Genomic DNA, 17,578 nt, shown 5'->3' with positions numbered 1-17,578 from the left:
TGCAGATTCCATCATAAAGAAATTTCAAACTGTGACTTGCGCCTCTGATATCGATATCATACTGTTTATTCATGAGGTCGTCCACGGAGGACGGCACCACAAGGAGAACTTTTCATGGCACACAGGTGTGCGCGCTTCGTTCCGGTACAAGCAGCCGCAGCACTCCAAATTGAGCCTTGGACCGCAGTTTTCTATCCCCGTTCCGGGTCGGCAACTTTTGCCGCCCACACCCACGGCTGGGGGCGAATTGTTGAGAACCCGGGGTCTTGTGCTTCCGGGAACCAGACCAGAAAGCAGCGCCACATGAAACTATCAGCCTCGTCTCTTGGGGCGCCGGACGTCGATGCAGACCAGCTGCTGCGCTGGCTGACCGAGTCCGGCGTCAATGGGCTGGAGCTCCGCGTCGGGGATGGGCAGATCGCCGGAACGGACATGGAGCCCGCCCGTCGCCGGCAACTGAGGGACAAGATCGACGCTGCCGGCGTGGAACTCACCGGGCTCGCCAGCTACGTCCACATCGCCCAGGCCGGGCAGGACGCTCAGATCGAAAGTGAACTGGTCGCCGCTCTGGAACTTGCCAGCGATCTCGGCGCCCCCTTTGTTCGCGTTTTTCCGGGTGCGCCCGCCGAAGACCGCGGCTACATGGCCGCGCCGGGGTTGCTTGAAGCGCGGGCTACGGTGAACGAACGTGCTGCACGCCGGCTCTCTCGCGTAGCGGGAACAGCTGCGCGTCTCGGTGTCCTGCCGGTTATTGAAACTCACGATTCGCACCCGACCGGCCGTGACATCGCCGCCATTGCCGCCCTCGTGGATGGGCCGGTGGGAGTTGTGTGGGACCTGATGCACCCATGGCGGGTAGGAGAGTCCCTGATGGAAACGTGGGCCGCTCTCGGGCCTTGGCTCAGTCAAGGACTCGGTTCCGTGCAGATCAAGGATGCGGCCCTTCCTGAGGACAGGACCCCCGTTCTCATCGGCGATGGAACACTGCCCTGTGAAGCATTTAGAGATCTTCTGGTCAGGCGTGGATACAGCGGAACCGTGACCCTGGAGCTTGAAGCCGCCTGGTATCCGGCAGCCCCACCGCTGCCGGAGGCTCTCGCCTCCGCCCGGTTGTGGTCTGACCGGGAAACTTCGAAGGTAGTCAAGCGATGACGTTGGTAATCCCCGCAGCTCAGGCCGACAGGACCGCAGCCCGTCCACGGGTCGCACTCGCAATGCAGGACGGAAACCTGCGAGATGCCCTGTTCTCCGAGAAGCTCAGGCACCGGCTCACGGCAGTTTCAGACTGTGATTTCAGCCTTGTCATCAACGATTTCAACGCTGTCCCGGACACAGTGCTTCAGGACGTGGATGTTCTGCTGACAGGCTGGTTTTCCCCCAGGATTGATCAAACGGTCCTCGACCGGATGCCCCGCCTTCGGCTCGTCGCCCACGCAGGAGGCAGTGTGAAGGACCATGTGGACCCGGCCTGCTGGAGCCGGCCCATCAGGGTGACCACTGCTGCGATCGCCAACGCTGTCCCCGTCGCCGAATTTACGCTGGCCCAAATCCTCTTGGCCGGTAAATCCGTTCTCGCTGCAACGCAGCTGTACCGTGAACGCCAAGAACGGATCGACCGGGAAATCGAGTTCCCGGGAACGGGCAATTACGACAAAGTCATCGGGATTGTGGGCGCATCTACGATCGGACGGCTGGTCATCGACCGGCTCAAGCCGTTCGACCTCAGCGTGCTGCTCTACGATCCGACCATCGGCGAGTCGGAAGCGCAGAAACTGGGTGTGCGGAAAGTCGGGCTTGAAGAACTGATGAAGCTTAGCGATGTCGTCTCTCTGCACGCCCCGGTCCTGCCTGAAACCGTGCGGATGGTGGGACAAAAAGAACTGGCTGCAATGCGCACCGGGACAACCCTGATCAACACGGCACGCGGTGACCTCGTTGACCACGACGCTCTGAGACGGGAACTGATGGCGCAGCGCCTCACCGCCGTGCTGGATGTGACCAGTCCTGAGCCGCTGGAACCCGGAGACCCGTTGTTTGAACTTCCCAACGTACAACTCACCCCGCACATAGCTGGGTCGATGGGCACCGAACTGCATCGCATGACCGCATTCGCCGTGCATGAAATCGAGCGCCTTGCCGCCGGCAAACCTGCCCGCCACCCCGTCCACCTTCAGGATCTGGTGCGCTCGGCATGAAGTGCCAACAAGACGCGGGGTCCAGTGCACTCAACAGATGCCGACCACCTTTTTACATCCGTAAGAACTGACCAGCCAACGACAACTTGCCTGGTTCGGCGCACCCAATGCACACCATAACGAGCACTGCCGGTAACGCCAATAGACACCCATGAACAGCCCAAGAAGCCAATCTCACCGCATACAGCAGGGTTCGTGGAAGAGCCCAACCCAACACATAGGAGTGACAATGAAGACCACCATCACACGCCGCGCAGCTTTTGCTGCTGCGGTCGTCCTCGCCGGCACCTTGGCCGGCTGCTCAGGGACGGCCGGCACGCAGGCACCCACAGCTTCTGCCATTGCAGTGCCTGATAAGTGGACTGGCGGGAACGTCACCTTGACCCTCTGGAACGACAACGCGGCAATGAAGGGTGCAGCGGACCTTTTCAACGCCCAGCACGCGGACCAGGGAATCAAAATCGAATTCTCACCCAACACAGATCTGGCGAAGTCAGTCCGCAATGCCCACTCCGCCGGAAATCCCCCGGACATCTTTGCCACTCAAACCGCGGACCTGGCAGGCTACATCGCCGAAGACATCGCGACAGACCTCGCCCCCTACTTCCCCAGCATCGAAAAGGACTACGCGAAGGCAACTCTTGACGCTGTGAGCCTGGGTGGCAGCAAGTACGGCATCCCGGCGTCGGACATCCCCACCTTCACGCTTTTCAACAAGGAGGTGTTTGATCAGAACGGGATCGCCCTGCCCACCACATACGAGGACTTCCTTGAGGCAGGCAAAAAACTCAAAACCAAGGGCATTTCCGTCTTCAACGTCGCAGGTGAAGATCCCACAACCTACACCTACATGGCGTGGGAAGCCGGGGCGAAGTGGTGGGAGCTGAAGGACGACGGCTGGAACGTCAATATCGACACCCCGGAAACCCGCCGCGCGGCCGAATACTTCGATGAAGCCTTCTCAAACGGCCTCTTCAGCAAGATCTCCTACGCCGAGTACTCGGCGATGATGCAGGAATACAACACCAACAAGATCGCCGCCCGCCAGCTCTCAACCTGGCAGACCAAGGGTATGCAGGCGAACCTTACCACTGGTCTGGGTAAGTGGGTTCCGGCACCCAACCTTGCCTGGAAGGGACAGGACACTGTGAATGCGGCCTTCACCCGCGTCTACGCCGTGGACTCGAAGACAAAGAACAAAGATGCCGCAGTCTTTGCAGCGCACTGGCTCTCTACCAATGCTGATTCTGTTGCCGCCCTGGCCAGCCCTCAGACCGGGCTTGGCTGGTTCCCTGCCGTCGCGGATCCCTCGCCCTACATCGCCACCTCTGCCCCCAAGGCCCTCCTGGGCGACAACATCAACCAGTGGGACCCTGTCGTGAAGAAGGCCGTTCAAACCCGAGCCACGGACTGGACCTGGGACCTGACTACGCCGGTGCCTTCACCAAACTCCAGGACCTCTGGGGCAAAGCAGTAGCAGGGCAGATCAAGGCAACGGAAATCGCCCCGCAGCTGCAGGCCTGGGTTGTGGATGACATGAAGAAGCAGGGATACACCGTACTGAACCACTGATTCGCCGGGACTTGAAGGTGTGGTCCGCGACGGACTCCCTACGGACCACACCACCTGTCACAGGCAGACAGAACCCGCTTGAAACTGGAGAACATCATGGCCCTCGCAGCCAGCAAAGAAAAGATTCCACCCTCGACGACTGGCAACGCAGCCCCGCGGCCCCGCGCCATGGGATGGCAGCGCCTCAGCGGACTGAAGGGATTCGGTTTCACCGTCCCGTTCTTCGCCGGGTTCCTGCTTGTGTTCGTCGCCCCCTTCATCTACGCCCTCGTGCAGGCATTCTTCGCCGTCCGGCGATCCGGAAACGGACTGGGAGGCTCCTTCCTCGCCTTCGTAGGAGCCGACAACTTCATCAGAGGATTCACCGACGAACAATTCTGGTCCTCCATGGCCAGAGTCGGTGTCTTCGCCCTGGTCCAGATCCCCATCATGCTGTTCCTGAGCCTTCTCATGGCACTGTTCCTGGACATGATGACCGGCAAAGCAGCACGCTTCTTCCGCGTCGGTCTTCTCGTCCCGTACATGATCCCGGCCATTGTCGCCACCTTGGTATGGCTGTACCTGTACTCGCCGCGCCTCGGCCCCCTCACCAAAATCGGTCAAGCGTTCGGGACAGACGTCAACTTCTTCTCACCTGAACTGCTCTGGGTCTCCATCGGAAATCTGCTCACTTGGGCCGGCATCGGATACAACATGCTGATCCTGTACGGTGCTTTGCGGTCCGTGCCCCGGGACCTCTTCGAGGCCGCCCGCCTGGACGGTGCCGGAGAATTGCGGATCGCCTGGTCCATCAAGATCCCCTACGTCCGCTCATCCCTGGTCCTGACAGGCATGCTGTCAATCATCCACATGCTGCAAATTTTCGCCGAGCCCTTGGTCTTCCGCGTCAGCTCACCGGAAACAGTCACAGCCAGCTTCACCCCGATCATGATGATCTACAACCTGGCATTCACTGAAGGCAACTACCAATATGCGGCGGCGCTGTCGGTCATCCTCGCGCTTGTCGTCGGTCTCAGTTCCGCCCTCTTCTACCGCCTAACGAACAGGAGGTCAGCGTGAACGCGCTGCTCTCGAACACAGCCCAGGACCGGCGGGAACGTCCGGCCACACCAAAAGCCCCGAAGCGAACCACCCGCATCCGGAATCTGGAAGATGACGCGGGCGACGCCCGGCAGTCCCGGCGCACACGCCTGCTGGTACTCATTGGACTGGCCCTCTTCACCATCTACTCGGTTGCACCGATCTGGTGGCTCATCGTCAACTCGACAAAAAACACTCGCGACCTGCTCCTGAGTAACGGCCTGTGGTTCGCCGACTGGAACCTGGGCAAAAACCTGACCGATATCTTCTCGTACGAAAACGGGATCTTCCTGCGCTGGACCGCCAACTCCATCATCTATGCAGGCGTCGGGGCCGCCGTCGGCACGCTCGTAGCATTGGCCGCAGGATACGGGCTGGCCCGGTTTTCCTTCCCGGGACGGTCGCTGTCCATGGGGCTGGTCATCGCGTCCTTCCTGGTGCCCTACAGCATGCTCACCCTGCCCCTGTACCTCCTCTTTTCCAACATGGGCCTGATCGATTCACCGTGGGCCGTGCTGATTCCAACCTTCATCAACCCCTTCAGCGTCTATCTCGCCAAGGTCTATATCGAAGGCGCAGTCCCGGCCGAGCTCCTGGAGGCGGCACGCATCGACGGGGCCGGCGAGATCCGGATCTTCTTCATGATCGTTCTGCGAATGCTCACCACCGCAGGCGCGACCATCTTCCTGCTCGCCTTCGTCAGTGCATGGAATGGGTTCTTCCTACCCATCACCATGCTGCAGAGCCCGGAGAACTGGAACATGACCTTGGGCCTGTACAACTGGCTGCGGCAAAGCCAGGTCAGCAACGCCAGTGTCTATGACTTCAACACCCTGGTCATCACCGGCTCGCTTCTCTCGGTCATCCCACTGGCCATCGTCATGATCGCCCTGCAGCGGTTCTGGCGCACCGGCGTCTCCCTGGGCGCACTGAAGTAGGGCGCGGCGGGGAACGCGGTTCCCCGCCGCGAACGCCGGCCGGATTGCTGCCGGGACACTCCACGAAGACGTCCCGGCCGCAGCCATGCCCGACCTCACAACGACACGGTTGATGAAGGGAGAGCATGCCCGGAGAGCCCTGCCTCCGCGAAACGTCCATCCCCCTGCCACACCGCTTACCAAAGGAGACCCACGGGTGATCCGCAACCCAGTACTGCCGGGATTCAATCCTGACCCCACGATCGTCCGCGCCGGCGACCGTTATGTCATCGCCACCAGTACCTTCGAATGGTTCCCCGGGGTCCGCTTCCACACTTCAGAGGACTTGGTCACGTGGCAACCGGCCGGGTACGCACTCACCGACCCGACACACCTGGACCTGCGCGGTGTGCCGGACTCCGGGGGTATCTGGGCACCCTCCCTCTACTTTCACGAGGGGCAGTACCGGCTGCTTTTCACAATTGTGCGGACACTGGGCCAGACCAAGGACGTCGATAACTACATCACCAGCGCCCCAGCCATCGATGGGCCCTGGAGCACGCCCGTGTATGTGGGCTCACGTGGTTTTGATGCATCCCTTTTTCACGCCCCGGACGGGCGGCTCTATCTCCTTGGGCTGCGGTGGGACCACCGTATCGGCAACCCCGGATTCGGTGGCATCCAGGTCCAGGAGCTGCACCCCTCCACCTTCGAGCGTCTCGGTTCCGCCCGCGTGGTGCACTCGTCAACCGGGCTCATCGAAGGCCCGAACATGTATTACCGCAACGGGTGGTATTACCTGCTTCTAGCGGAGGGCGGCACCGGCTGGAACCATGGCATACGAATCGCCCGCTCCCGCGACCTGTGGGGGCCGTACGAGGAAGACCCGGTTCCCGTCCTGACCACCAGGGACCTGGACCCGCTCGACGTAGCGAGAAAGGGTGAGTCCGGGCCCTCCGGCGGCCTGCATAAGGCCGGCCACGGCGAGCTTGTCTCGACCCCCGACGGTGAGTGGTACCTCGTTCATCTCGCGTCCCGGCCGTTGGAAGCAGCGGAAGGCGCGGTCTGCCCGCTCGGCCGCGAAACGTGCCTGCAGCCGGTCACTTGGACAGAAGACGGATGGTTGCGGCTTGCCCACGGCGGCTTCCTTCCGGCGCTGGCAGTCCATGCTCCCGCTGCTCTTCCGGGGCGTACAACCGCACTCCCCGCAGCGACCGAAGAAGTCCTTTCTCCGCAGACCCTCACTACGGGCTGGCAGACTCTGCGTGTCCCAGCTGACGAGTCCTGGCTGAAGTGGTCAATGAACCCTGGACACAGCCTCCGCATTACCGGCCGGGAAAGCCTGCGTTCGACACATACCCAATCACTGGTCGCGCACCCGCTCACTTCCGTCTTTGCACGGTTGAGGGCCACGGTGGATGCCGCCCCGACGGCGCCGGCACATCAGGCCGGTGTCGTTGCCTATTACGACACAACCAGCCACGTCTTTTGGCACCTCACGGCCTCCGACGAAGGACGAAGACTGCTGGCCATGGAGCGCAGAAACGCAACCTCCGCCTCACGTGCCGTCCTGGACTTCGACCCTGGCCCCGCCGGACCGGTCCATCTGCAGATCGCCTTCGAAGGAGCGAGCGTGCGCGCATATGCCTCACTGGACGGATCGTCATGGACACCCTTCGACCTCCCAGTGGATATCAGCGAGCTGAGTGACGATCACGCCGGACTGTTGCGGTTCACGGGCGCTTTCGCCGGCGTTGCCACGGTAGACGTAGCTGAACACGCTTGGACCGCAGAATTCAGCGATGTCTCGTTGGTGACGTCACAACCGCAGCTGCCTGACGGTCGACTGCCAGCGGTCGAAGCTGTTCCTGCCGGGCAGGCCTCCAGCTAAGAGGGACTTTTCATATTCAACAGCTTGACATTGTCAGTTCTCGATTCAACCTCCAGCGTCCAGGGCTGTTCTGTCGAATTGGAGCACCAAGTGGCGGGGCAGGACCGCAGCATTTGCAGTTGTAGCGGTGGACCCAGCATCCGGCAGGACCTTCGTCCTGATGTCACATGCAACTGATGCGCTCCCGACCCTGCGTGCCGGGGCGAGTGACGAAGTCCGGCGACCCAACATCGCCGCGAATGAGCTGCATCAAGTCGTTGTTTACCTGTCGACCGTGCACTGCCCGATGGCCAAAGAGGGACAGTCTTCAATCAAGACACACAAGTGTGCCTCAGGAGCGGGCGCCCCGCGTTTTCTTGAAGGTGGTAATCCTCCAACTCACAATGTAAAAGAAAAATTGACTGTGACTTGAATCTCTGAAATCGATATCATAGAGTGGTCAGCATCTGAGGGCAGTTCAGCCCGCATCGTCGCCCTATCCCTTGATTTGTCGGCCAAAGGAGCCCGCATGACCGAATTATCCCGTCGCACTTTCGTACAGGCCGCCTCAGCGGCCTTGGCCACAGCGACCATCTGGACTTTGACCGATGCGGGAGCAGCCAAGGCTGCACCCGGTGGGTCTCTTCCCTTGGACCGTCTCGGATTGGGCAACCCCGCTTCGGAAACTGCCCACGGTGTGGGCAGCTCCCTGTCGTCCTCTTTGACCGGTGCTTTGTCTCAGCCGGCACGGGTCCTCAACCCGACCGAACCGGCGGGTTCCTGGGGTGGCACGCTGCGTTTCCGCATGATGGTGGATCCGGAGAAAACCACGTACCTTTCGCTCAAGCTTTGGGGCGAGGACTTTGCTGCACAGGAGCAGGAGTGGCGCCTCCAGCTCTTCATTGACGGGAAGTCTGCCGGATGGCTGGATCAGGGACCTGTGGATGGTTTGGATCAGATGAGCCTGGCACCTCGGACAGCCGGGATGTTCTATCTCCACACCATCCCGCTGCCCGAAAAGCTCACCAGCGGTCGGACGGAACTGGAGGTGGAGATCCGCTCCCTGGGCAGGATTTGGGCCTACGGCGACGGAACAAGCTTCTACAAGCCCATGACCAGTCCGTCCCGTCCCATCTACGCCGCTTATACGCATACCGATCCCTTCTTCGTTCCGGCGCCCGATGACCCTTTCGGGACACCGTCGCAACGCGGTGTCCGCCCGGACGATTCGGAAGATGCCATCCAACGTGTCCGCGAGCGGGTGCTGGCAGACCAGAACGCCCTGTTTTACGCCAAGCCACCGGCGTCCCTCGATCCCTGGGCGTGGATGACACTCGTCCATGGGTACCAGTGGAAAGAGAGCCCCGCCTTCAACTCGCCGCTGACGCTCACCAAGATCTGTGAAGCAATTGACGCCACCTACTTGGCGTGGAAAGCGAATAATGCTGTCCTCACTGCGTCCGGCCAGCAGTGGCTTGGGTTCGGACGCGTCGCGCTTGCACTGGACACACTCTGGGGAGACATCCAACCGTTGTTGGACAAACAGGTCACGCCGGGAAGCACCTTGGTCCCGAACCCCGGATTCGAGGCCGGAACAGCAGGCTGGACTGTCACCACATGGCGGGGGAGTGGCTCCGTCGTTGCGGACCCTTCCGTTGGAAGGTCCGGCAAGAGCTCGCTCAAGGCCACAGCGAACCCGAACGGCTCAACCGGCAGCGTCGTGGGCGTCACCCTTGCCGGTAACAGCCGGCCCCTTGTAGGAAGCGGAACCTACCGTATCTCTGCCTGGTGCAAGACAGCAGACGCCACCGCCCCCGGCGCCTACATGAATGTCCTCTTCTACAACTCTGCCGGCGCCGTGGTGCAGTCCGACCGTAAGTTCTTCGCAACCACCGGCACTCACGACTGGGAACAGATCACGGCGGAGCTACCCACCCCGGCAGGGGCAGCCCGCATCCGCATCGACCTTAGGGTCGAGGGAACCGGAACAGCGTGGTTCGATGACGTCGCCCTTGAGTTGGTCAACGGTACGCCCCCAACGTCGGGCACACTCCCGCTGAGGAAGGCTGCGTACCGCGAGATGCTCGTCGAAAGCCGGGAGTACTGGCGGCAAAACCAGCGGCATTACACCAACCAGGTCCAGTTCACGAGCTTGGGAGTCTATCTCTGCAACAAGGGCCTGGAACTGCTCTCACCGGCGGACGCGTGGCCGGAGCAACGCGCCCGCGAGTGGATCTATGAGGCCGTTGGGCTGCTTCCCTTGTCCAGTGGAGAAAACGCCGACGGCAGCAAGAAGTGGAAGTTGGGAAGGCAGTATTACATCTACAGCGAGCAGGGCCTGAGTCGCGAGCTTGGCTATGTTGGGGGCTACGGCGAGATCACTGCCGATCTGCTCGTGGCCATGTATGAAGCCGTCACCACGGGCGCCATCAAGCGGGACGATGAAAAGCTGCGGGCCCGGGTGGAGCAGCTCTTCCTTGCCCGTGGATGGTTCAGGCACGAAGGTTTCGATGAGGAAGGCCACCGGGTCATGCGGCTCGAATCCATCATCGGCTGGCGCAACGAACACTACCCCGGTGAAGTGGTTTATGTGACTCCTACAGACAAGGATGTCACCCCGCTACAGGCAACGGCCGCGTTCCCAAGCGCCAAACTAGTCGGCTGGGCCCAGCAAATGGTCAAAGATGGACAACTTGGGCCTGCACTCGCCCTCCTGCACACCGATACATCGGCGAGGATCGGGCTCACGGCCGCCCGGTTCGTCATGCACGACCTTCCCGCTTTCCAGGCTGCAGCCCCGAGCAGTGAGCGGCTCCCCGCGGGATGGGGACGTCCCGATTTTGCTTTCGCCGACCCAACCACGGGTGTGATTGCAGTGAAGCGCGGCGACGAGGTTCTGTACGCATCACTCTATTGGCGGGCGCGGCAGGCGGTGAACCGGTGGTCACGGGTCCACCTGTTGCGGCCTGATACCGAGAAAAGTGCAACCGTCCGTTGCGACGTTGAGTTTGGGTCCGCAAATCCGGTGGGGACGTTCACCATCCAGGATTGGGTCTGCTGGGACTACACCATCAACGACAGCGACGGTAACGGTATCCGGCCCGGTGGGTTCGCCCCTCCCGGTCCTGCCCTCCACCAGGCGTACGCCGGCGAGGAGCTTCCGATCGCCCGGACGCCGGAAGGCATGGACCCGAAACTCGGCGCCACCGCCCTCGGTGTGGAGGCCATCGAATCGGGGCGTGCCCCCTTCTATCGGCTCTCCTACGCCGGTTACCACGTTGCTATGAACACCACCAGCGACCAGAGCTTCGACTATAAGTGCCCAGCAACAGGAACCGGAATCGACTGCATCACCGGACAAAAGACAGCACTCCCGAAGATGCGACGGATTGGTCCCGGGGAAACCGTCGTATTGTTCGATCCGGCGTCCCGCCCATGACCTGCACCGAAGCGGCCCAACCAATGCAGGCCAGACGAATATCAGCAACAGACGTAGCAGAACTCGAAGCTGCGCTGACCGCTGCCGTCGACGCCACCATCCCTGAGGCCCTGGCAACGCGTCAAGGTATCAGAATCAGACGGTTGGCCCCCGGCGAGTTCGCGGTACAGGCCGATCCGGAAGTCCCCTGTGGGTACACCATATGTGAGTCCTAATTAGTCGATCATCCGGTCACATTCACCAGGGACAGCCCCGACTCGAAGGGGCACGCGCCAGTGGAACCAGATGGGTGCCCCCCGTTTGCATGGGTGGGCACCCATCAAGCCACGCCAGACCGCCTCATGCGGAGGCAGGCCGCAACCCGTGTTATTCACAGACCCATAGAGCTTTCTGTACCGGAAGGCCCGCAACAGCGCAGTTCTTCCACGGCTGCGTGACGAGCTCGACGTCACGCTTGTACGTTCCCGAGGGCTGATACCGCGCCCCGGTACCGGAATCGCATCCAAACTAGAGACCGAAAGACTGAGATGCCAACAGCCCCCACCCCGAGCCCGTTCATCAGCATGTGGTTTGGAAACTTCTTCGAGCCCTTCTACTCCGACGCGGACGCAGTTCGTAAGGGTATCGCAGACGTCGCGGGTCTCGGGTTCAACTCCGTGAACCTCGACTCTAAGCCGTGGGAGGACTTCTTCGCGCGGTACAAAGGCGACCCACCCAGCCAGTACGTAGCCACGCAGGAACTCATGATGAGCGAGGCCGCAAAGCACGGCCTGGACTACACGTGCCTCGCACTCTACCTTTGCGGCGACAACCTCTACCCCAATATCCGCGACGTGCCCCCCGTACGGGGAGAACAAGCAGTTCTACCCAACGGTCAACCGATGGGTACATACAAGTACTGGTCACCCGTCGCTCAAGCAACGATGGTGGACCACGTTGCCGGACTCCTGCGCCTCTATGGAGCGGGCATGCGTCGCAGGAGCGACGGCCGGATCGCGATGCAGACGATGTTCGACCCGATCGCCAAGCCAAGCTTCGACGAAGAAGGCAGAAAGCACTACCTGGATTGGCTCAGCCAGCGTTACAACGGTGACCTGGCCGAGCTGTCTCGCCGCTATGACGTGATCGCCGGGAGTTTCGACGGCTTGCTTCCCGCGGACTACTGGCTCCGACCAGACGAACTGAACTGGGTTGGGTGCGCCCTGCCGACGGCCAACGATTTCCTCGCGCAAACCCCGGACTACTATCGCTGGGTCGATAACCAGACATATCTAGGTGACGTGATGGTCAACTACTTCGCGACGATGCGCGAGCACTGGCGGGGCATGGATCCGCAGCTATTCGTCGAACCCGTGCTGCACCAGTGGGGATACTTCTTCAACCCTCCTTCGCAACCAGACTGGCAAACTGGACAACGTGCTCTGGACGTCTACCGGCTGGCTCGGCACGTTGACAGCGTACTGTTCATTGCAGCGCCGCTGAATGCCGAAAACCGTCCCGACGCCAGCGTTCTCAGTGTCGAGGGCGCAATTGCCCGTACAGCCAATGAGGGGCGTCCGTTCACTGGCGGGCTTTACATGGGCCGCCACATCAACGAGGACGTCTACCGAACCGTGCCGCCGGCAGAAGCGATCGCTACACAGGTCGCTGCCGGTGCGAAGCGGTTGCACGTATACGGCTACAGTGGCCTCGACGATGGCGGCGTCTTGTTCCGCATGGACGACGTTTTCAAGGACTCCCTATGCAATGGCACACGCTGGGCGGCTGAAGTGATACCCCTTCTGGAAGAGCCCCGGCCACAAGAGGTGGCAGTTCTCTTTCCGGCGGCGATGAGCTTTTACGAACCTCTAGAGCTCGACGACGGTGGACGTCACCGAATGGACATCCTCGGTTGGTACCAGCAAATGACCGACCTGGGCTGGCACGTCGATATCGTCCATCCCGACCAAGTAGCCGCCGGCGCCCTGCAGAACTACCAACATCTGGTCGTCCCGACCGACTCGCTGTACGGCCTCACAGACACCGGCGCCGCAGAAGCGGCGATTCGCGCCTTTGTGGAAGCGGGCGGAACAATGATGCACGGAGCTGGATGCGCACTCGCCAATCGCGTGTTCGGAATCACTGAGGAGGCCGTGGACTTCGACTGCATACGCTGGCAAGAAGATCTCATCCCGCACGGGTGGTCGACCTCGGCCTTTACATCCGCAGGTGAGAATATCGGCTCGTACATAGGCTCGGATCGACCGGGCATCTTGCGCACATCCATCGGTCGTGGCCGGGTGTTGTCATTCGGGTTCGAGTACGGCTACGCGTACTCCCGCCGCACAATGCCGATCGTCCCTCCCGCCTACGGGCGGAGCGAGATGCATCCCTTAGCGCTGCTTAAGCGCACACCCATCGATGACGAGATCGGTATCTCCCCATCCGCCCTCATGCATCCCACTCGAGGGGTTGAGACCGCAATTTTCGGAAGCCGGGCAGTGATCGTGAACCATCGCGCATCGCCGATAGATATCAGCGGAATCCACGCGCGACGCCTAATCCCGCTGACTCCTTCCGCGCCCGGATGGCTTGCTGCCCACTCGGCGGTTTATGTCGAACTCTAAAGCCCCTATACGCTTTACCTGATCCAAGACGGCGGCTTCGTGCGACAATAGCCCGCTACCCACAGACAAGGACCCGGACCGCCAACGGTCCGGGTCCTTCCATCGCCAAGCAGAGCGGATTTTCTATTGCTGCATAGCTTTGCGGCACAGAGCGAGGCCCAGCGAACCCTCTTATTCCTGCAGCTCGGCCCGTCATTCTAGAACGCCGATAATGAAGTTTCGTAAAGCTGCGGAAGTGCGGCCCGGAGAGGAGCCCCTTCTTGCGGACGGTGCACTTTATGGAAACGCGCCTAGTCCTCCATCACCGCAGCAGTTGCCGGCCGCCAGCTGATGATCATCTGAGTGCTCAGAGTCGCAAGCAAATCCCTCTTCTATTGTCAGCTCAGGTCGAACGCCGAGAACTATGGCATCAATCGGCCACGTCTCTTGGTTCTTCGCCCCGAGAGGCAAATGCCCGCAGCGCCTCAGGCATCAATGAGTCGTCCGCCCCGTGTAGTATCACCGTGAACAGCTCGCTGATGGCGGCCATCCTTATCGGAGTGGGTTCCATTTTCGGCAGGGTTTTCTCTGGCGGAAAGATTCGCTTCAGTCCGACTCGAGCAACGGCTTGGTCAAGGCGCCGGTCATGATCATCTCCAGAGCTGTAGCTTGAGCCAACGAGCATCACTACCCGGCCCAGCCTGATTGATTCTGAAGCGTTGATTGGACCCTCACGGAGACTAAACCCGATGGGTACGCCATTCTCATTGAGCAGGACCCTGGAATCCCCCTTCAGAGCAAGAACGTAGGGGGTGCCTTCTGAATCCATAGGCTCGACCGAGTCGTCGACAAGCGCAGCGTAAACCCGGACACCTTTCGGTGTGCCGGCGTGGTGCGTGTCGAAGCGGCGAAGGAGCAGTCGTCGACTTGCCTCTACACCTAGAACCCCCCTGCCGCGTGCAAGGCTAAGCAGCAACGTTATCCAAACGATCCAGTCACCGAGATGCTGCAGGGTCTTTTTGGTGACGGGAGAACCTGTCTCGATGAGATCCATCATCTCCGATCGTTGATGGAGAACGCTGGTGGCCTGGTTGTGTGTCAAGCAAAGATCGGTCCGGAAACGCGCGAGGTCATCGTGATCCGGATCGAGTCCAAAGCGACTCCAGAGGGCCTGAGGAATGATGTGCTCGACGGTGGGCTCTTCAAGACTTCCACACAGCAGGCACGGCCTGCCCTCGTCGTTCCCAGCCTGGGAAATTTCAGCCACTCGTCATCCTCCGCCGTGCTTGCGAGGCCATCTGGCCAACCGGAAACCAATACCTGATATTCAAGCACGGCCAGCCCGGACGACAGGGAGTCCGAGCCGCGGGTATCTCGGACTGCTAGTAGTGCGTCTGACTTAAATGTCGCACCCTTCCGGTCTACTATCAGAAGACATAAGGAGGAGAACGCATGGCACCCACAATTGCTCTGACACGACACGATCTGAAAGCGCAACGCCGGCACGTTCTGCGGGACCTGGGGGTCTCCATTGACGAGTTTACGAACACTGTTCGGACCAACACCCTGAGCGGGGCCGAATGGGAAGCTAAGGACCGGTTAGAGGAGATCTACTTCTTGCTAGACGAACGCGCGCCTTGGTCAGTTGAGTGACCTAACGCTTGAGCAGCGTTCAGCACTGTTCGCATCAGAAATTCAAGAAACGCTAGACGGTTCCCTCCCTGGGGACCGTCTAGTTGCGTCATACAAGGCACCCTCGGGAAACAAGTTCGTTGTCAGGCTTGAAGAGGCAAAGATGCCGCTTACGGTCGCTGGAAAGACGGTTGCCTATCTCGGGTGCTCGATGGATCAGGAGCTGGATAGGGCCGGGAGGTATCTGAAAACCACGGGATCGAAAGTAACGGTTTGGTCGAAAATCGATAGAACACCACTAATTCGGCTTGAGTACGACGCGACGATGAGGGGAGCGCCCATCTCCCATTGGCAGATACACGCTGAGCGCGGTGCGATGAGCCATCTGCTGGGCCATGCATATGGCCTTCCCGGAGCGGCTGTCAGCCGTCCGCATGATTTCAGTTCGCTTCATTTTCCGCTGGGCGGCGAAAGATTCGGTCCTTGTTTGGAGGATGTAATCCAATTTCTCATCGAAGAGTGCGGAATTGATTCCAAGGACAACTGGCGGACTGTGATCGAAGCGGGACGTGAAAAATGGCGCCGCATACAGCTTAGGTCAGCCGTCAGGGATGCCCCAGAGGAAGCCGCATCCGTGCTGCGCCACCTCGGATACACCGTTGAATCGCCCTCAGAAGAAGTGGCAGATCGGCTGACGCCCCTGCGGAAATGGTAACCGGTCGCGTGATCACCGGGCGAACGCCACGAGATCTCGAGCAAACACGGCAGGTCATATTGCCCCGGCAAGTCGACCATGAGGTCCGCTAGCCGAATCTAGGCGATTTACCTGACCGGCCCGCTGGCCGACGTAACCAGGGCCCAGACAGCATCATCCTGAGCATGATGCCAACGCAACCTCTGATCTGGGCTACGAAAGCGCCCCATTTCGTCCAAGGGCGCCACTTCTACTCGTCCCACTCGAAGGCCGATAATCGGCATTTTGTTTGGGGGTAGCTCAGCTAAAGGAGTTGGGTAGGAGGAACGGACTTTGAGTTCGCTCCGTTGGCGATGCGAATGTATTGGTAAACCGTTTCTCGGCTGATTCCGTAGTCGCGGGCGAGGACGACTTTCGGGATTCCGCTGCCGGCGCGTTGGACCAGTTCGGCAGCCCGTTCCGGCGTCAGGGTCTTCTTGCGTCCCTTGTATGCGCCGCGTTGCTGGGCAAGGGCAATACCTTCCCGTTGGCGTTCCCTTATGAGAGAGCGTTCGAACTCAGCGAAGGCGCCCATGACCGAGAGCATGAGATTGGCCATGGGGGAGTCCTCTCCGGTGAAGACGAGCTGCTCTTTGATGAACTCGACCCGTACCCCTCGTCGGGTGAGTCCTTGGACGAGTGCACGCAGGTCATCGAGGTTTCGGGCTAGGCGGTCCATGCTGTGCACAACGACGGTGTCGCCATCGCGGGCGAACCTCAGCAGTTCTGTCAGTTGCGGCCGAGCCATGTCTTTGCCCGAGGCCTTGTCCGTGAAGACCCGGTCCAGTATCTGGCCTTCGAGCTGGCGCTTCTCGTTCTGGTCGAGTGTGCTGACCCGTACGTACCCTATCCGCTGACCAACCATGGCCGCCTCCAACCCTTGATGCGTGGAATTGAGTGTCCGGGCATCCGGGAGGATCGTCAAGACCGTTTCTGTTCTGGTGGCTAGGTGCGGTGAGTTCTCTGACTTTCCGCCATCAAGGAATCAATTCTCACGTTGCGCGTTGCAGTTCCTCCAAGAGGAACAACCGCTCGAAGTGATGCATCTGATGCAAAACGCAGACCTCGGCTTTACATAACCTCGGTTACCGGCATGGATGACTCGTTGCTCTCTGGGAGTATTGGGGGAGTAGCTGCCCTTCCGATCCAAGTCGGGAAAGGCAATAGATGAGGCCCTCCACGCTTGGTGGCGACACCGAGTGAGCGTGGGCGCGTTGCTGCTGCACAAGAACGTCCGCCCGCCAGCGGTGGCCCAGCAGGCGGGACCTCCGGCTGGCAATTACGACCTGGATCGAAGGACCTACCACCGGCGGCGACGGCAAAGACGGGTGGGAAAACTCACGCCCATCGAATATGAAACAATCAACCGGACAGCGCTCACAATGGCCTAAGACCCCGAGTCAACAAAAGCCAGGGGAGTCTCGCGAGGGAATAGTCGAGGGTAGGGCAATCAGTAGGTGACCCGGTCACCGGTAGGGGGTTTCCACCAAGTGATGTCACCAAGTCTGGGCGTGACACGTCGTCACTACGGCAGGGGTTGGCGCTGTCGGTTCCG

At 60.6% G+C, this 17,578-nt stretch carries 11 protein-coding genes and 1 pseudogene; 10 read left to right on the top strand and 2 right to left on the bottom strand.

The window, feature by feature from the left end:
- Window positions 1-303: 303 nt before the first annotated feature.
- The 8 genes from ASG79_RS14175 to ASG79_RS14140 all read left to right on the top strand — a co-directional run bounded on the left by ASG79_RS14175 (window position 304) and on the right by ASG79_RS14140 (window position 13,679).
- Complete coding sequence (locus ASG79_RS14175) at window positions 304-1,152, top strand: sugar phosphate isomerase/epimerase family protein (RefSeq protein WP_056391992.1); 849 nt, start codon at window positions 304-306, stop codon at window positions 1,150-1,152.
- Complete coding sequence (locus ASG79_RS14170) at window positions 1,149-2,195, top strand: hydroxyacid dehydrogenase (protein ID WP_056391991.1); 1,047 nt, start codon at window positions 1,149-1,151, stop codon at window positions 2,193-2,195. Before ASG79_RS14175 ends, ASG79_RS14170 begins: the two co-directional genes overlap by 4 nt.
- A gap of 229 nt (window positions 2,196-2,424) precedes the next feature.
- The gene (locus tag ASG79_RS14165; RefSeq protein ID WP_056391989.1) at window positions 2,425-3,672 is read left to right on the top strand and encodes an ABC transporter substrate-binding protein; all 1,248 of its coding nucleotides are present in this window, start codon (window positions 2,425-2,427) and stop codon (window positions 3,670-3,672) included.
- A 191-nt stretch (window positions 3,673-3,863) separates the two neighbouring features.
- Complete coding sequence (locus ASG79_RS14160) at window positions 3,864-4,826, top strand: carbohydrate ABC transporter permease (RefSeq protein ID WP_235509810.1); 963 nt, start codon at window positions 3,864-3,866, stop codon at window positions 4,824-4,826.
- Window positions 4,823-5,785 carry a carbohydrate ABC transporter permease gene (locus tag ASG79_RS14155; RefSeq protein WP_200953176.1) on the top strand — a complete coding sequence of 321 codons (963 nt, stop codon included), beginning with the start codon at window positions 4,823-4,825 and terminating at the stop codon, window positions 5,783-5,785. The genes ASG79_RS14160 and ASG79_RS14155 overlap by 4 nt, the downstream gene beginning before the upstream one ends.
- 196 nt (window positions 5,786-5,981) lie before the next feature.
- Window positions 5,982-7,655, top strand: a complete 1,674-nt coding sequence (locus ASG79_RS14150; protein WP_162256827.1) for a family 43 glycosylhydrolase — start codon at window positions 5,982-5,984, stop codon at window positions 7,653-7,655.
- Between the two features lie 508 nt (window positions 7,656-8,163).
- Entirely contained in the window at window positions 8,164-11,073 is a 2,910-nt protein-coding gene (locus ASG79_RS14145; protein ID WP_156400208.1) for a Tat pathway signal sequence domain protein, read from the top strand.
- A gap of 527 nt (window positions 11,074-11,600) precedes the next feature.
- Complete coding sequence (locus tag ASG79_RS14140; protein WP_056391987.1) at window positions 11,601-13,679, top strand: beta-galactosidase trimerization domain-containing protein; 2,079 nt, start codon at window positions 11,601-11,603, stop codon at window positions 13,677-13,679.
- Window positions 13,680-14,088: 409 nt separating this feature from the next.
- Here the strand turns inward: ASG79_RS14140 and ASG79_RS14135 are convergent, their stop codons facing one another.
- The gene (locus ASG79_RS14135) at window positions 14,089-14,925 is read right to left on the bottom strand and encodes a hypothetical protein (protein ID WP_056391986.1); all 837 of its coding nucleotides are present in this window, start codon (window positions 14,923-14,925) and stop codon (window positions 14,089-14,091) included.
- Window positions 14,926-15,453: 528 nt separating this feature from the next.
- On the opposite strand from ASG79_RS14135, the gene ASG79_RS23535 reads away from it, so the two are divergent.
- On the top strand, window positions 15,454-16,005 hold the full coding sequence (locus ASG79_RS23535; RefSeq protein WP_156400207.1) for a hypothetical protein: 552 nt from the start codon (window positions 15,454-15,456) through the stop codon (window positions 16,003-16,005).
- Window positions 16,006-16,288: 283 nt separating this feature from the next.
- Here the strand turns inward: ASG79_RS23535 and ASG79_RS14125 are convergent, their stop codons facing one another.
- The gene (locus tag ASG79_RS14125; RefSeq protein WP_056392103.1) at window positions 16,289-16,888 is read right to left on the bottom strand and encodes a recombinase family protein; all 600 of its coding nucleotides are present in this window, start codon (window positions 16,886-16,888) and stop codon (window positions 16,289-16,291) included.
- Window positions 16,889-17,262: 374 nt separating this feature from the next.
- Between ASG79_RS14125 and ASG79_RS23100 the strand changes: the two are divergent.
- Window positions 17,263-17,414 (top strand): annotated as a pseudogene (locus ASG79_RS23100) (IS3 family transposase); the annotation flags it as partial.
- Window positions 17,415-17,578 lie beyond the last annotated feature (164 nt).

The sequence above is a fragment of the Arthrobacter sp. Soil761 genome (genome assembly GCF_001428325.1).
Taxonomy (GTDB): domain Bacteria; phylum Actinomycetota; class Actinomycetes; order Actinomycetales; family Micrococcaceae; genus Arthrobacter.
The sequence above is the reverse complement of the archived record's forward strand: the minus strand, read 5'-3'. Positions and strand labels throughout refer to the sequence as shown.

Bases quoted from the DNA above. Each gene is read 5' to 3' on its own strand.
- ASG79_RS14175 (WP_056391992.1), top strand. From the start codon at position 304: ATGAAACTATCAGCCTCGTCTCTTGGGGCGCCGGACGTCGATGCAGAC.
- ASG79_RS14170 (WP_056391991.1), top strand. From the start codon at position 1,149: ATGACGTTGGTAATCCCCGCAGCTCAGGCCGACAGGACCGCAGCCCGT.
- ASG79_RS14165 (WP_056391989.1), top strand. From the start codon at position 2,425: ATGAAGACCACCATCACACGCCGCGCAGCTTTTGCTGCTGCGGTCGTC.
- ASG79_RS14160 (WP_235509810.1), top strand. From the start codon at position 3,864: ATGGCCCTCGCAGCCAGCAAAGAAAAGATTCCACCCTCGACGACTGGC.
- ASG79_RS14145 (WP_156400208.1), top strand. From the start codon at position 8,164: ATGACCGAATTATCCCGTCGCACTTTCGTACAGGCCGCCTCAGCGGCC.
- ASG79_RS14140 (WP_056391987.1), top strand. From the start codon at position 11,601: ATGCCAACAGCCCCCACCCCGAGCCCGTTCATCAGCATGTGGTTTGGA.
- ASG79_RS23535 (WP_156400207.1), top strand. From the start codon at position 15,454: ATGCCGCTTACGGTCGCTGGAAAGACGGTTGCCTATCTCGGGTGCTCG.
- ASG79_RS14125 (WP_056392103.1), bottom strand. From the start codon at position 16,888: ATGGTTGGTCAGCGGATAGGGTACGTACGGGTCAGCACACTCGACCAG.